This window comes from Bacillus sp. SLBN-46 (assembly GCF_031453555.1).
GTDB lineage: Bacteria > Bacillota > Bacilli > Bacillales > Cytobacillaceae > Neobacillus.
Genome location: NZ_JAVIZM010000001.1, coordinates 3,561,304 through 3,576,872 on the forward strand (window position 1 = coordinate 3,561,304; position 15,569 = coordinate 3,576,872).

The 15,569-nt window shown below is 36.6% G+C and carries 16 protein-coding genes; 6 read left to right on the forward strand and 10 right to left on the reverse strand.

Annotated elements, in window-relative coordinates:
* Positions 1–8: 8 nt before the first annotated feature.
* On the reverse strand, positions 9–1,016 hold the full coding sequence (locus QFZ87_RS18205) for an ABC transporter permease (RefSeq protein ID WP_309864342.1): 1,008 nt from the start codon (positions 1,014–1,016) through the stop codon (positions 9–11).
* Entirely contained in the window at positions 1,013–2,506 is a 1,494-nt protein-coding gene (locus tag QFZ87_RS18210; protein WP_309864345.1) for a sugar ABC transporter ATP-binding protein, read from the reverse strand. Before QFZ87_RS18210 ends, QFZ87_RS18205 begins: the two co-directional genes overlap by 4 nt.
* A 390-nt stretch (positions 2,507–2,896) precedes the next feature.
* Between QFZ87_RS18210 and QFZ87_RS18215 the strand changes: the two genes are divergently transcribed.
* Positions 2,897–3,784 (forward strand): AraC family transcriptional regulator, encoded by an 888-nt coding sequence (locus QFZ87_RS18215; RefSeq protein WP_309864348.1) that lies wholly within the window; start codon positions 2,897–2,899, stop codon positions 3,782–3,784.
* Positions 3,785–3,829: 45 nt separating this feature from the next.
* Here QFZ87_RS18215 and QFZ87_RS18220 read toward each other — a convergent pair whose 3' ends face one another.
* Positions 3,830–4,177, reverse strand: a complete 348-nt coding sequence (locus QFZ87_RS18220) for a hypothetical protein (protein WP_309864351.1) — start codon at positions 4,175–4,177, stop codon at positions 3,830–3,832.
* Between the two features lie 155 nt (positions 4,178–4,332).
* Here QFZ87_RS18220 and QFZ87_RS18225 point away from each other — a divergent pair, with 155 nt between their 5' ends.
* The 3 genes from QFZ87_RS18225 (at position 4,333) to QFZ87_RS18235 (ending at position 6,829) form a co-directional block, all read left to right on the forward strand.
* Positions 4,333–4,632, forward strand: coding sequence for a DUF3243 domain-containing protein (locus tag QFZ87_RS18225; RefSeq protein ID WP_309864353.1), 300 nt, complete (start codon positions 4,333–4,335; stop codon positions 4,630–4,632).
* Positions 4,633–5,305: 673 nt separating this feature from the next.
* Positions 5,306–6,241, forward strand: coding sequence for a DMT family transporter (locus QFZ87_RS18230; protein WP_396133977.1), 936 nt, complete (start codon positions 5,306–5,308; stop codon positions 6,239–6,241).
* Between the two features lie 15 nt (positions 6,242–6,256).
* Positions 6,257–6,829 carry a cysteine dioxygenase gene (locus QFZ87_RS18235; RefSeq protein WP_309864359.1) on the forward strand — a complete coding sequence of 191 codons (573 nt, stop codon included), beginning with the start codon at positions 6,257–6,259 and terminating at the stop codon, positions 6,827–6,829.
* 55 nt (positions 6,830–6,884) lie between these two features.
* Here QFZ87_RS18235 and QFZ87_RS18240 read toward each other — a convergent pair whose 3' ends face one another.
* The 6 genes from QFZ87_RS18240 to QFZ87_RS18265 all read right to left on the reverse strand — a co-directional run bounded on the left by QFZ87_RS18240 (position 6,885) and on the right by QFZ87_RS18265 (position 12,591).
* A complete protein-coding gene (locus tag QFZ87_RS18240) occupies positions 6,885–8,489 on the reverse strand; it encodes a DUF4352 domain-containing protein (protein ID WP_309864362.1) in 1,605 nt (534 codons plus the stop codon).
* Positions 8,486–9,355 carry an ABC transporter permease subunit gene (locus QFZ87_RS18245; protein WP_309864365.1) on the reverse strand — a complete coding sequence of 290 codons (870 nt, stop codon included), beginning with the start codon at positions 9,353–9,355 and terminating at the stop codon, positions 8,486–8,488. The genes QFZ87_RS18240 and QFZ87_RS18245 overlap by 4 nt, the downstream gene beginning before the upstream one ends.
* Before the next feature lie 205 nt (positions 9,356–9,560).
* Entirely contained in the window at positions 9,561–9,956 is a 396-nt protein-coding gene (locus tag QFZ87_RS18250; protein ID WP_309864369.1) for a DsrE/DsrF/DrsH-like family protein, read from the reverse strand.
* A 378-nt stretch (positions 9,957–10,334) separates the two neighbouring features.
* On the reverse strand, positions 10,335–11,006 hold the full coding sequence (locus tag QFZ87_RS18255) for a GNAT family N-acetyltransferase (protein WP_309864372.1): 672 nt from the start codon (positions 11,004–11,006) through the stop codon (positions 10,335–10,337).
* Between the two features lie 18 nt (positions 11,007–11,024).
* The gene (locus tag QFZ87_RS18260; RefSeq protein WP_309864375.1) at positions 11,025–11,696 is read right to left on the reverse strand and encodes a GNAT family N-acetyltransferase; all 672 of its coding nucleotides are present in this window, start codon (positions 11,694–11,696) and stop codon (positions 11,025–11,027) included.
* A gap of 31 nt (positions 11,697–11,727) precedes the next feature.
* Positions 11,728–12,591 carry a carbon-nitrogen hydrolase family protein gene (locus QFZ87_RS18265; protein ID WP_309864378.1) on the reverse strand — a complete coding sequence of 288 codons (864 nt, stop codon included), beginning with the start codon at positions 12,589–12,591 and terminating at the stop codon, positions 11,728–11,730.
* A gap of 165 nt (positions 12,592–12,756) precedes the next feature.
* Here QFZ87_RS18265 and QFZ87_RS18270 point away from each other — a divergent pair, with 165 nt between their 5' ends.
* Positions 12,757–13,749, forward strand: a complete 993-nt coding sequence (locus tag QFZ87_RS18270) for an NADPH:quinone oxidoreductase family protein (protein WP_309864382.1) — start codon at positions 12,757–12,759, stop codon at positions 13,747–13,749.
* 40 nt (positions 13,750–13,789) lie between these two features.
* Here QFZ87_RS18270 and rpiA read toward each other — a convergent pair whose 3' ends face one another.
* Positions 13,790–14,458 (reverse strand): ribose-5-phosphate isomerase RpiA, encoded by a 669-nt coding sequence (rpiA, locus tag QFZ87_RS18275; RefSeq protein WP_309864385.1) that lies wholly within the window; start codon positions 14,456–14,458, stop codon positions 13,790–13,792.
* A gap of 223 nt (positions 14,459–14,681) precedes the next feature.
* Here rpiA and QFZ87_RS18280 point away from each other — a divergent pair, with 223 nt between their 5' ends.
* Positions 14,682–15,401 carry a 3-ketoacyl-ACP reductase gene (locus QFZ87_RS18280; RefSeq protein WP_309864389.1) on the forward strand — a complete coding sequence of 240 codons (720 nt, stop codon included), beginning with the start codon at positions 14,682–14,684 and terminating at the stop codon, positions 15,399–15,401.
* Positions 15,402–15,569: the final 168 nt, after the last annotated feature.

Sequence of the window (15,569 nt, forward strand, 5' to 3'; positions counted from 1 at the left end):
TATATTTTTTATTGGTGATTCTTTTTATCAAGTAGAACGGCAATGACGATGATGGCTCCTTTTAATATTTGTTGATAGTAGGAAGAAACATTTAATAGATCTAGACCATTGTTCATTACTCCAATAATCAACACTCCAATCAATGTTCCAATTAAGCTCCCTACTCCGCCAAATAAACTAGTTCCTCCAATAACTACAGCTGCAATAGCATCAAGCTCATACCCCTGGCCGAGAACAGGTGATCCTGACATAATTCTTGAGGAAAGAACCATCCCCCCAATTCCAGCTAATAATCCGGATATGGCGTAGACCCCAATTTTGACAGAGCTGGTGTGAATGCCTGATAGTTTAGCAGATTGTTCATTTCCGCCAGTTGCAAACACATGTCTACCGAAAACAGTAAAATTGAGAATAAATATTCCTACTAAAACAATGACCAAGAAAGCAACCACAGGAATAGGAAATCCTAAGATATAGCCGCTGCCAATATTGTTATAACTACTGCTTAAGCCAATAACAGGGCGGCCCTCCGTATAGACCATAGCTAGTCCTCTAGCAGCAGTCATCATTCCTAAAGTCGCAATAAACGGTGCAACCTTCCACCTAGCAACTAAAACACCATTAATTAGTCCACAAGCTAATCCGACAGTAATTCCGATGATAATTGGGATAAAAATCGAATAACTGCTGTCTGCTTTAGCAAAGCTTGCAGCAACAACGGCTGAAAGAGCCATAATGGATCCGACAGAAAGGTCAATCCCCCCAGTAATGATCACGAAGGACATTCCAATTGCTACAATGCCGATAATCGAGACTTGCCGCAAAATATTGATTATATTGGTAGATGTTAAAAACGACTCAGATGTAATAGATAAGATGATAAACAAGATGGCAAAAGCAATATAAATCCCATATTTTGCAAAGAGCTTTCCTGTCCCCCCCGTTTTTATTACCGTTTGTGAATTTACTAAATCCATTAGACTAAATTTCGCTACTTCTTCTTTTTGAGAGTTCATCCGATTTTTTCTCCTTTCTGAATACCTGCACAACATGCCATCACTTTTTCCTGGTCAAACTCCTCTCTGGTAAACTCTCCAGTTAATTTGCCTTCACTCATGACAATAATCCGGTCACAAATACCAAACAATTCAGGCATTTCTGAGGAAATCACAATCACGGATTTACCCATACTTGCAAAATCGTAGATAATTTTATAGATTTCTGCTTTTGCACCAATATCGATTCCTCTAGTAGGTTCATCTAGAATTAAGATGTCAGGATGATTTAATAGCCATTTAGCAATAACAATTTTTTGCTGATTACCCCCACTTAAATTTTTCACTAACATGTTCCGATTTGGTGTTTTAATCTTTAAAGAAGTTATTTGCTGGTCTACTGCACTGTTTTCTTTTTTTCGAGAGATGATATTTTTAAAGGAAGTAAACTTCTTTAAATTAACTAAACTGATGTTGTCTTTAACTGAACCTGTTAAATTTAAGCCTGTTTGCTTTCTATCCTCAGTTACTAAGGCGATTCCATTTTTTATTGCATGCTTAGGGTGTTTATGTACCACCTTTTTTTGATTAATATAGATTTCACCACTATGGGGAGGATTCACACCGAAAATACTTTCGACCACTTCGGTTCTCCCTGCACCTACCAGTCCTGCAATTCCAATCACCTCCCCTTGATGGACGGAGAACGAGATATTTTCAAAGTAGTTTTTTCGTGTAAGCTTTTTCACCTCCATGAAGACGTTTTCAGTTTTCGTTGTTTTTGTTTGATACACTTCTTTAAGCTCTCTACCGACCATTAAGGAAATAAGTATATCTTGATTTAACTCTGCTGCTTTTTTACTGTCGATATAACAACCATCCCTTAATACAGTTATTTCATCTGCAATTTTAAAAATCTCATCCATTTTGTGAGAGATATAAATAATAGACTTGCCTTGAGAGGTTAGCATTTTAATAATTTCAAACAGTTTTTCCACTTCTCTATCCGTGATTGCAGAAGTTGGTTCATCCATCACGATAATATCCGCTTGATTCGAAACCGCTTTCACAATTTCGACCATTTGTTTATCTGATACAGAAAGGGAAGACATTTTTTTATCTGGGTCCAATTTAATTTTCAATTGCTCAAATAGCTTTAGTGCCCTTTCACTTTGTTCCCTCTTCTTGATTACCTTACTTCTTCCGATGGTAGGTTCTCTGCCAAGAAAGATATTATCTGAAACAGTCATCTCAGATACAAAACTTAACTCTTGATGGATCATACTAACCCCACTGCGTAAAGCATCGCGAGGATTATTAAGCTCTACTTTTTCCCCTTTTAGAAAAAGTTCACCTTTATCTGGTTTATAGATACCGGCAAGTATTTTCATTAGTGTAGATTTCCCTGCTCCATTTTCTCCCATGAGTGCATGGACAGTTCCTTTTTTCACATAAAGGGAAACCTCATCAAGTGCTCTCACACCTGGAAATGATTTTGAGATCCTTTTCATTTCGAGAGCGTACTCATTCTTCTTCTCCAACTGAATGTTCACCCCTTCTTATCAAAATCTGATTAGTTAGAATATTACTATCGCCATAGTGTTAATACAATTAACTATCGTGCTAAGCTTAAAATAAAAACTATAATATCTTGCTATTACCCTTTTTATTTCCTATTCGTTTTTCTACTAGTTCATTAGTAACAATTCGAAATTCAGGTCTTGATTATAAAAATTTGGGTGTTTTTATTAAATTTTTTGTTATAGAATGAAAAAAAGACATCACAATTCTACATATCTTGAATTTTAGTAATCTAAAGTATGTTGTTTTTGCTAAATAAAAAACTATACTATCTTGCGGTCGGTGAATTATACTGCTAAAGCAACTAATTGGAGGATGAGATGATGGGGAACTCTATTTACAAAGTTTTCAACGAGGAATATGTAGATTCACCTTTAAAATTTAATAAGCCCCCTGTCCTTGCCTACTCTGGGCAAGTTGGCGGTAATCCGAATTGGAATTTTCCGAGTCACAAACATGATGATTTAAGTGAAATTATTTATATTTGTGAGGGAGAAGGAACCTTTATTATTAATAATAAAAGTTATACTGCAAGAGAAGGCGATATTCTCATCTACAATTCGGGGGTCATCCATGAAGAATACTCGAATCCAACAAACCCACTCAAGACCTTCTTTTGCGGGGTCTCCAATCTTGCTATTGATCAGTTGAAAGATCTTGATATTATCCCATCAAATCTAGAACCAGTAATCCGAAAAAATGAATTATCAGATCAGATTGGAACCTATTTAGCACATATATTTGAAGAATCATCCCTACAAGCCGCAGGTTATGAAATCATTTGCCAAGGCTTATTGACCTCTTCTATCGCATTAATTCATAGAGCTATTAAGCTGCAACATTGTAAAAGTGAAACAAAGGAAGCCCATACCCTTGCCCATCGAATAAAAGAATTTATTGATAAAAATTATAAAAAAAATATTAAGCTTGAGGACATTGCTGATGAATTATTTATCAATAAATACTACCTATCACATGTTTTTAAGGAACAAATGCAATTGACCCCGATCAATTACTTAATTAATCGAAGAATGGGCGAAGCAAAGAACTTGTTAGTATCAACGGAGTTAAAAATCGGAGAAATAGCAAGAATAACAGGTTACGATAATCCAAACTACTTTACACTTTTATTTAAAAAAATGACAGGTGAAACACCTAAACAATTTAAGGAAAGCCATCGAAAAAATCTATATTATCATAATAATTAATACCAAAAAAAGAGGAGAGCTTTTTATTTTAAAAGTTCTCCTCTTTCATTTATTAAAGGGTGAGTTTAGGTTCTTTAAGGTATGAATTCTTGCCGTAAGAAGGAATAAATCATTGTAGTGGTTTTGTACGTATTCATCAATTATGTTCATCCCATTTTGAAACTGATCAACTAAATAATAAGTATACTTTCCATCCCAATCGAACTGATTGATTCTGAGAAGTTCATCTGCAATTATTTGAAACTTATACTCCTCTGTAAGAAGCTTGATTTGATACAATTTATCAGAATGTATACGGAAATTGTTTTTGTTTTCATGTCTTTGATTTACAAACTTTATAAAACTAGTAATATTTTCAGCCAACATAATTGCTTTCTGCCGCTCAAATTCCATTTCTCACTCTCCTTCATGCAGTTAGTACTTAATCTTTATAATTTTATGCTCATAGCGTTTATCAATATACTCAAATTAAGTTTTAAGAAGGAAAAGACAGGGAATGCAAAAGATAAGCACATGAAATAATTTTACAAATAAAAGGAGAGATTATTATGGAAAAGCACTTAGATGAGCAACAGATAGAAAATCAGATTTATAAAAACGGAGATTCCTTAACAAGTTTTGATGATTTCAGGGAATATCTTAGTGGGAAGGTTCAATTAGGCGAAAGACTAGGAATGGACGAAGAACAATTAGCTAACTCTGCTCAGAAAGTTGCTGATTACCTAGCGGCAAAAGAATCACCTAAGAATTCCGAGGAGAGATTATTACAGGAGCTATGGAACGTTGGTACGGAGGAAGAGCAACATAAACTGGCTCATATGCTTGTTCGTTTAGTGCATCACTCATAGGCACACTTAAAAATGTATAGAAAAAGGGCTTGGTTTAATAAAATAAACCAAGCCCTTTTTCTATATACACAATTAAAGTACCAAAAAATATTGAATTTGGTTCGGTGAAATTGGTGTAATGGCCATTATGTGATAACCGATGCTTAGCAATTGCGATAAGGTTTCTGCACAATTGGGCCGAGGAGGCTCGATTGGTGCGTGAAAACTTTTATATAGATTGATGAATTGATTATCCGTTGTACAATGAAGCAATATAACATGTCTACCGGTCCACGGTTGACCGATTATTGGTTGTGGATGCAGTTCCCTCATATTGAACACCCTCATTAATTGATACAATAGATTATGAGAAACCACTCGTCCATTGTTCTTGAGGAATAACTATGATTGAATCTTCTTTATAATCCCTTGATAATTTTCTTCACTAATAATTCCTAACCATTTACAAAGGTAGGAATTCACTAAAATTTTCTTCTGGACTCTTCTAGTTATATACATATGAACAACTCCGCTTTTTCTACATTATATTCTATTTGCTCAAAAAAGTTTCCTTCATCCAAAAAAATTACTTAAATCAAACAAATGGACAAAAAGAAGATAGTCTCCATATGTATAGGAAACATTTTCTCGCTGGACAAGCATAAGATTGAATAACAATCTTTTGCTGAAGGGAATGCTTCTCGTGACTACTAGTAAATCCAGGTTAACTGCCTCCATGTATGCAACAATGTCGATTAGTTTTTGGGGAGTTTCATTTGTATCTACCAAGGCTGTCTTAGGAAAGCTTGACCCCTATTCGTTGCTTGTCCTTCGTTTTGGAATTGGAGCCTTATTTTTGCTGTTGTTGTTAGTCGTGCTACGGACCCGGATGTTCATTTCTTTAAAACATTTACCCCATTTAATGATACTTGGCATTCTAGGAGTGTTTGTTCATCAGGTGCTTCAAGCAACAGCGTTGTTAACGATTGATGCTTCCTCTGCTGGATGGCTCATTTCCTTTTCACCTATCTTTACAGTCATCCTTTCCCTTCTCTTTTTACACGAAAAAATAAATTTCACTAGGGTCTCAGGGATGGTCCTTGCGATTACTGGTGTTCTGCTAGTCACTTCGACAAGAAGCGGACACTCTTTCCAACTAGCTATGAATATTGGCTTTTTTCTCATGATACTCAGCACGCTAAATTGGGCTGTTTATTCGGTGCTGTTAAGAAGCTTAAAACTCCCTTACCCTCCTCTTTTGGTGACTTTTTATATGAGTTTACTTGGCCTAATCCTCACAATCCCTTTTATCATAAGGAATAGAGGATGGGAAACCCTTTCCCTTTTAACCCATACAGAATGGGCCCATTTGTTGTTTCTCGGCATTTTTGTTTCAGGCATCGCATATTGGTATTGGGGAAAGGCACTTGAAGTGCTGGAGGCTTCGAAGGTATCTATGTTTTTATATTTAGAGCCAATTACCACTTTAATTGCTGCGGTATTGCTCTTACAGGAGAAAATTTTACTCGTAAGTGTAGCTGGCGGAATCATAATTATTATTGGAGTCATTATTGTTAATGGACATCTGATGCCTATGTTGTTCAACTTCTTTAAGAAAAAACGACTATAGGAGGAGTAATACTTCATGACTTTGACAAATAGGATTAAGAATGTTTTAGTTCCTTTAAAAAAACCATCAAAGGACGAATTAAAAGAGGCTCTATTAAAACTTGATATAAAAATCGATGAACTTGCTAGCTTGCCAGAACCATTAAAGGGTAAACCGTACAATCGAAGGCTTCTTTATAAAAATGATGAAGTTGAACTGCTTGTAATGAATTGGTCGCAATTAGAGTGTGCCCCACATGATCACGGCCATTCCCATGGCTGGATTCAAGTCCTTTCCGGTACCTCGCTTAATTCGGTTTATGAGGTAAAAGGCAACGGCTTGCCTACCGAATTGTTTCAGCAATACCATCATCAAGGGAAATATTTTTATGCACCGAAGAAAGCTATTCATAAAATGCAAGCTTCCCATAAGTCCGATTTAGTCACTCTCCACCTATACTCCCCTCCCATCAAAGGTATGATTGTCTACGACCTACAAAAGTGTGCGGCCTGTGTGGTATCCGATGATTGCGGAGCATGGTGGCCTGATGAGCAATATCAGAAGGTGAAAGAGATACAGCTTAGGAGAGATGTTGTTATTGAAGACTAACATTCTAGTAAGAAACCCTCTACAAATATCGTAGAGGGTTTCTTACTATATAAATCTATTGTAAATTAATTATTGGGCCATTCACTTGCTGATAAGGAAAATATTGTAACTGAAATTGCTCGCTCTTCGGCAATTCATAGGCAAGTGTACCTGTGACACTACTGCCAGGATCTAGTTCACCCGATGAAAGGGTTGTATCAATATCAATCATCAGAAAGGGCTGGAAATAATTTCCCCCTTTACTATCCACCAAATTGAAGAAATGTGGACCAAATCGCACTTTCTCCCTTCCCGTATTTTTAATTTCAACAGTAATGATATAAAATTCATTTCCTGGTTTAGGTTTCTCTTCAGAGGTTCCTATTGATTTTTCAACCTTCGTTACCATTAGTGTGGAATCTTTCAGTTGAATCTCCTCTCCAACCGCATGTGGTTTCTGTTTCACTGGGGTTGAAGTTTCTTGTGCTAGTGGCGAAGTGAAAACAACTGGCTTAGTGGATGTAGATTTCTTATTAGCACTAGCCGCCTCTGGAATTTTGGCCTTCCCACCTGGTTCATAAATAGTCACTACACATATAAAAATAACAACTATCCCCCATATTAAGCCTTTACGGTTTAAGAACGTTTTCCTGGATCCCTTACCAACAACCTCCGAATATCCATGCGGTTGTTGGTCTTTTTTCACAAATTCAAAAAGGTTCTTTTCTGGTTGAATGGGTGAAGAAATAAATACATCTTTCTTTTTCTTCTTCAGGACAAGCGTTCCATTCATCTGTTCTTCCAGTTCTTTTCTCATCATGTTCACAATTAAGATAACAACGAAAAAGCCTAAAATTGGAACAAAGATCATCCATGGTGCTCTCATAAAGTCATGAAAATTCTGGCCAATTAAACCAGCCCACTCATTGGTTATAGAAGCTGCCTTCGGCGGTTCTTCATACCCAAACGTTCCTCCAATGGTCTGACCGCCAAGAAAAAACGAAAAAATACCTAAATGCATCGTAATCTGGAGGGCGCTTAATAACTGCTGGAAGGTAAATAAAACCCCATAAGAGCGAAAATAGGGCATCAAATGTCTTCGGATTATATGAAACCTACTAGCCCCCATTAAATACGAACTCTTCACAAAGGATGTTCTAACCAATTCATCCGTAATCTCTGAAGCAAATATTGTAACCGACGGGAACCCAAGGAAGACTAACATCAAAATCTGATAAGTAACAACCGACGACATGGGACTTTCAAACGATCCATGCACTGGCAACATTAAAACAATTCCTAAGAATACAGTCGGAATATATCTGAAAATAACGAAAAAGTCCTTAAAGTACTTTTTCAAATATGGTGCATAAATGGATAAAAAAACGCCCATCACCCCTCCAAATAGGACTCTTAGGAGGGCAACAACAAGTGCAGTCACTAACGTGTATTTTGCACCATACAACATAAGCAAATGCATATCCTGACCGTTACGGTCCGTTCCCATGATATGTTCAAATGACGGTGGAAACGGAGCTCTTCCAAGAACATTGCCCTCTTCATCGGAAACTAAGATTTGTTTATTAAAATCCATTGGTCCGTAAAGGGGATATAAATAACTTGCTAGAAAAAGAAGGAGGAGGAGAGCTATTCCTACAATCGTTTTTTTATACTTCCTCATAAACTAACACTCTCCTTCCCTTTAAAAAACGTAAGCACCAAGAGACTTATGGCTTCTATGACCAATAGTGGCAATGTAAACAGTAGTAGACATATTACTAGTAATAAAAACTCTCCCATTCCCATTGCGATTGGAAAAGTTTTCGTGAAACCGTTGATGTTAAACATGAACTCCAAAAGATAAAGATTGGAAAGAATAATCCAAATACTTGTTCTCAGCTGAATAATTAACAGTGGGAAGATGTTACGAATCATATGTACAATTAAAATCCTACTTTTCCTAATTCCTTTTGCCTTAAGGTATAAAACATAGTCCCTAGACTCTTCCCCCTCTAAGGCCTTAATTAGAAATTGCATAAAAAACAGGGTTGGGAGGAAAGCGATTGTTACGATGGGCACAAAATAAGGCTTGTGACCAAAGATGCCATAGAGCTGCAAAAATTTCAGTCCAGTAGTTTTATAGAGAGTAATTACGAAAAACATAAATAGAAAAATAATGAGCAAATCAGGAACGGACTCAAAAAAATCAGTCATTTTCCTGAACAGATTCCCTATCTTTCTGGGTGCTAGTTGCACCATTAACGCCCCCAGAATACCAACAATAATAACTACCAATAAGGATGCAACAACAATGGACATCGAATAACGATAGCTTTCAGCCATATTCATTTGTTCAAATAAGCTTAGGAATTGAGGATCCTTAATTTGAGTCAATTTGTGAATATTAATTTCTACAAATTCCCTAAACGGTTTAAAGTTAATGGTTAGTGTTTTTTCTATTCCAATTAATGTAGGTAGTGCAAAAACAAACAGAATTCCTGAAATCATAAGAGCAATCCTAAGGGGCAGATCCAAATATTTTTTCATTTTTTACCTCTCTAACATTTATATTGTCCGATATAGTTAACGGACCATCTAAAGTAATTAGACGTGACTGAACTGGATATTTGTTCACATTTTTGTAAAAAAAGTGAAATCCCCTTATAAAAAAGCCTCTTTCGCTTAATTGGGTTCTCCAATCTAGCAAAAGAGGCTTATATGAATTATAATTTATAGTTTTATAGGTTCTTTATTAGAATGTTAATGTTACTTGGGCATCCTTAGCAAACTCTAAAAATGTCACTGCACCGCCAACTTCGATACCATCAACGAATGCTTCTTTTTCTAATCCCATAACATCCATTGTCATTTGACATCCAATGAATTTAACCCCTAACTCCTGTGCCATTGCTACTAATTCTGGAATAGCAGGTACATTTGCTTTTGCAAATCCCTCAGCAAAGTGTTCTTTTCCTTCAGGCATAGGTAGTGCTTGATAAGCTTCTTTATGAATTAGGTTTAGGCCTTCAAATGTGAAAAAAACCGCTACTTCCTGATCTGATGCTGCTGCAGCAGTTGCGATATTAAATACCTTATACGCGTCAAATAGTCCACCATTGCTTGCAATTATTGCTACTTTATTACTCATGTTTTATTCCTCCCGGTTTAGATATACTCAGACTTTTATTCAGTCATTATTAGAATAACAATTTTCATCGTCGTAAGGATAATACCATTACCCCTATGGGTATGATAATAAATGAAAAAAAAGTAGATGTCAACACATAAAAATTACTTCCCTTTTGTTTTATAAAAAGGCTCTTATCGTAAACTTTGTTGCTCTCAGTACTTTTTTGTTCCTGATTCAAAAGCAACGTCGGACAGGATTGGCGGAAAAACAACAATCTTTGCGAAAACATCTTATAAAAAACGCCCTTTACAAATTTTCATCTAGAATACAAAGGTGGAATAAAAAAGCTTGCCGATTAGTCTATTCTACGACTTAATCGACAAGCTTTTTCAAACATTAAAAATATAATAATGCCACTTTTTCTTTTGCTTCTAAGTTTTCAATCATGGCATACCAAGACTTTGGTTTATTGGATAAAACGGTATAATAGCGCTTCAAAAATTGCACGATTAAGTCTGTTTGCAGCTCATTCATTTCTCCATTCATTGGGAGGAAACATAGATCTAGACCTGTGACTGCTTCCCCATCATTGTTCCAAGATGGATGAACATAAGGGAAATCAAGACGCTTGTAGCCAAGATGTGACAACACTTCACGACGAACATATGGATCCATCGGCTTAACGTCGCCAAATTCATAATGGTCTACACGATAGGGATCATAAATTTCTGCAAACATACCCGATAACTTTTTACCATTGGCTGCTGCTAATTCATTCAGGTCTTCTAGTCTTTTATTTGCTAAAAATGGACCGATTCCCAAGCCTGCTTGACCGATAATGGTAAAGTCAGTCATTGCCACATTAAAATCCTCATAATAACGGTACTCGGTCGCACCCACTACTTTTCCTTCATGAACAGCGACAAACACACGAATTCCCGGATCCTCTAACGGTTCTTTCCAAAAATCAAATTCTAATACCTCTTCTGCAGGGAATACATTTTGCATTAATTGATGCATTTGTTTAAATAACGGATCATTAATATTCGTAATTCTACTAAATTCCATTTCATAATCTCCTATTCTTTATTTTGAATTAATAAACGGATTTTTCCATTCCATTAGCGTCCCAAAATTACACGATTCTTCATCTTCTAAATAATCGGTTACCACTTTTATTGGGGTCCGGCCGCAACGGAGGAGAAAAGTAATAACTGGATCCTTTAACTCCCCTTTTACCACAACATCAATATATTGTTCTGGTGTCATATCATTTGCATGTTTGTGATACCCTGGCATTCTACCACCACCAAGCAATCTTTCCAGCCCCAAATGCACAACCACATCATACATAGAAAACATCAACCACTTGCCTAATCCTAATTTTCGAAAAGCAGGACGGACACCAATATCGACAACATATAGAGTATTTCCATTTGGGTTGTGGTGACGAATATAGCCATTATCTGTTATTTCTTCCCACGAATGTTCTGGATGTTGGGGATCAAAGTCAACAAGTAATCCAGTCATAGAGCCAGCTATTTCACCACCCACTTCGATACATAAAGCTCCCTGTGGAAAAAGAGTCACATGATTATTTAGTTGCTCTTTATTCCACCATAATTCAGATGGAAATGGAGGAGGAAAGCTTTCCTGTTGAATACGAATTAAGTCAGGAAAGTCCTTTTCTTCATAATTCCGGATGACAACTGGAACAGGTTTGTCTTTGTCGAAAACGAAAAATTCTTTTCGATACATGATGATCCCCCATTTCTATTTGTTCATACTTCTATTTTCCTTCCCAGTCTGGGTATAGGTCTGTGCGTCGATCACGCCAAGTAGTAACAGAACCTTTTTCACGAACTTGATATAATAGCTCTAAGTTTAGGTCAGCTGTAACAATCATATCTTGATTAATCTCACCTTCGACCAAAATCCCTTTTGGCGGGAATGGAATGTCATTTGGTGTGATTACGACTGCCTGCCCAAAATTGGCACGCATGAAATCAACCGTTGGCAGCGAGCCAATCGTACCAGTAGTAACAACATAGACTTGATTTTCGATGGCCCTTGCATGACTTGTGTAACGGACACGGTGAAAGCCGTGACGATCGTCTGTACATGATGGACAGAAAATAACATCTGCCCCTTTCGCTTTTGCCATGCGAACGATTTCAGGAAATTCAATGTCATAACAAGTTAGCATAGCAATGGTACCTTTTTCTGTCTCGAATACTTCAAGGCCTTCTCCTGGACTCATATTCCACTCATTGACTTCTGTTGGAGTAATATGCAGTTTTGCTTGTTCTACCACTCTTCCATCTGGATAAAACATATGGGCAACGTTATAAAGGCGATCCCCTTTACGAATAACATGTGTTCCGCCTATAATGTGCATCTTATATTTTTTGGCCAATTCAATAAATAATGACCGGTATTGATCGGTATAATCAGGTAGTTCCTGAATCGTTAATGCTTCCCCTTTATCGTTGCCAATTGACATAAGCTGTGTAGTAAAAAATTCAGGGAAAATGATAAAATCGGATCCAAATTCTTCTGCTGTTTTGATATAATGCTCCACCTGATCTGCAAACTCTTTAAAAGAGCTAATTGTATGAAGATGATATTGAACCGCTGATACTCTCAATTGCATATAATCCCCTTCTTTCTAATTGTTAATAAATATTTAATTTAATTCATAGTATACTTTTTTCACTATATAAAAATAAAAGTGCATTCTTGTAATAGAATACCATACATACTATATTTAATTTAGAAAGTTGATTCGAAGCATGCTATTCAAGAAAGGAGTTACATAATGAAGGAACAATTTAAAGCTTTGATTGTAGATAAAAATGAAAATAATTTTTCTGTTAGTGTCCAAAATATTACCTTTGATTCATTACCCCCAGGTGATGTTTTAATCAAAGTTGCTTATTCAGCCATTAACTATAAAGACGGTTTAGCTAGTATTCCAAATGGGAAAATTGTAACGTCCTATCCCTTTATTCCAGGTATTGATTTAGCAGGGGTAGTCGTATCTTCTCAAGATCCACGTTTCCGCGAAGGGGACGAGGTCATTGCAACAAGCTATGAAATTGGTGTTTCCCATTATGGTGGTTATAGTGAATATGCCCGAATTCCTGGAGATTGGATGGTTCAATTACCAGAAAATTTAACGTTGAAAGAATCAATGATTTTTGGGACAGCAGGTATTACTGCAGCCCTCTCCATTCAAAGGTTAGAAGATAACGGTTTAACACCAGAAAAAGGCAAGGTTCTTGTGACAGGAGCAACTGGTGGCGTAGGAAGTTTAGCTGTTTCCATGCTATCAAAAAGAGGATACGAAGTTGTTGCTAGTACGGGTAAAAGTTCTGAGCATGCTTTTTTATATAAGCTCGGTGCAAAAGAGATTATCTCTCGTGAAGATGTCTTTAACGGTAAAATTAAAATTCTTGATAAACAAATTTGGGCTGCAGCTGTTGATCCAGTCGGAGGAGAGACACTTGCTTCCATCTTAAGTAAAATCAACTATAATGGTTCAGTTGCGGTCAGTGGCTTAACTGGTGGTGGAAGCGTTCCTACCACCGTGTTTCCGTTTATTTTACGCGGCATAAACCTTCTCGGAATCGATTCTGTTTATTGTCCAATGGATGTTCGGCAAGAACTATGGAATCGCATGGCAACCGATTTAAAACCTTCTACTCTTTCTGAAATTGTACAGAAAGAAATTACACTTGGGGAATTACCTGAAACCTTGCCTACTATTTTAAAAGGACAAGCAAGAGGTAGAATCATTGTAAAGATGTAATTAAATATAAGAGAGGGATCAAAATCTCTCTCTTATAATCTTACCTTCTTAACATGACAACATTTTTTTCTTGATCTAAAGTGATCACCAAGTCAGTCATTCCAACAAACAGCCCATTTTCAACGACTCCCGGTATCAAATTAAGTAATAGTTCTAACATTTCAGGCTGAACGTGCTCAGGAATTTGGCAGTCAAGGATATAGTTCCCATTGTCAGTAATAAACGGGGTTTTACCGTTATATCTAATTTCCGGGACTAAACCAATGTCTCTAATGTGTTTTTCCGTCATCTCATAACCAAAGGGTATTACTTCAACTGGCAGTCGAAACGCACCTAATTTCTCAACCCTTTTAGATGAATCCGCTACAACAATAAATGTCTTAGCTGCTCTAGCAATGATTTTCTCTCTTAAAAGTGCTCCGCCCCCACCTTTAATCAGTTCCAAATCTGGATTGACTTCATCTGCACCATCAATAGCAATATCTATGCTTTCAATTTCACTTAAGCTTGTAAGTGGAATACCTAATTCTTTAGCCAATTCTTCCGTTTGAACAGAAGTTGGAATTCCTTTAATGGAAAGCCCTTCCTTCACTAGCTGACCAAGCTTTTGAATGGTATAAAAAACTGTCGATCCCGTACCAAGTCCCACTACCATGCCATCTTTTACAAACTCTGCTGCTTTTTCACCGACTTTTTGTTTTTCATCCATCTTTGCACCCCGTTATATTTTCACATTACAAAATTAATATAAGTTAAAACTAGCTATACCCTACAAAAAATATTCTTATAAGTAAATATTTATATAGTATTAGAATAAAAATTTTAATTCCTCGAATTCTATATAGGTAAGACTGCAAGCTGTATCCATGCAAAATTGAGGTCTTTCTGCTAGAATGAACTACTTAAATCGTAATTATTTTAGGAGTGATAAAATGATATCATTAACTGGAAAAACTGCCTTAGTTACTGGAGCAGGAAGAGGCATTGGACGCGCTACGGCTATTGCCTTAGCGAAAGAAGGCGTAAATTTAGGACTAATCGGCTTAAATATGTCTAATCTTGAAAAGGTAGCTGCTGAACTAGCACATTATGATGTAAAGGTTTCTGCAGCAACAGCAGATGTTACCGATCTTGAATCCGTTACTCATGCTGTTGAACATATCAAATCAGACCTAGGAGCAATTGATATCCTAATCAACAATGCTGGTGTTGCAAAATTTGGTGGGTTCCTTGATCTCACACCAGAAGAATGGGAAAAAATCATCCAAGTAAATTTAATGGGTGTGTATAATGTAACAAGAGCAGTACTGCCTGGCATGATTGAAAGAAAATCAGGTGATATTATCAACATCTCTTCATCTGCTGGCCAAAAAGGTGCGCCTGTTACGAGTGCTTACAGTGCTTCTAAATTCGCTGTTTTAGGACTTACAGAATCACTCATGCTCGAAGTCAGAAAACACAATATCCGTGTTACTGCTTTAACACCAAGTACGGTTGTAACTGATTTAGCCATTGATACAAATCTGGTTAAGGGCCATGAAGAAAACGTTATGCACCCAGAAGACCTTGCCGAATTAGTCGTGGCTAGTTTAAAACTTAATCCAAGAGTTTTCGTTAAAACAGCTGGACTATGGTCAACAAATCCTTCATAAAACAAAGCAGATCCACTTGGGTCTGCTTTTTTAGTTGGTACGAATTATACTGGACATTACTCTCTCTAAATCAACAAATAATTGGTTTACTTCATTTGTGCTAAGTGTACGAGCATTTTAGTTTGGAGACATGCACGAAAATTCTCCCTATTCATAGTGTGTCTATAA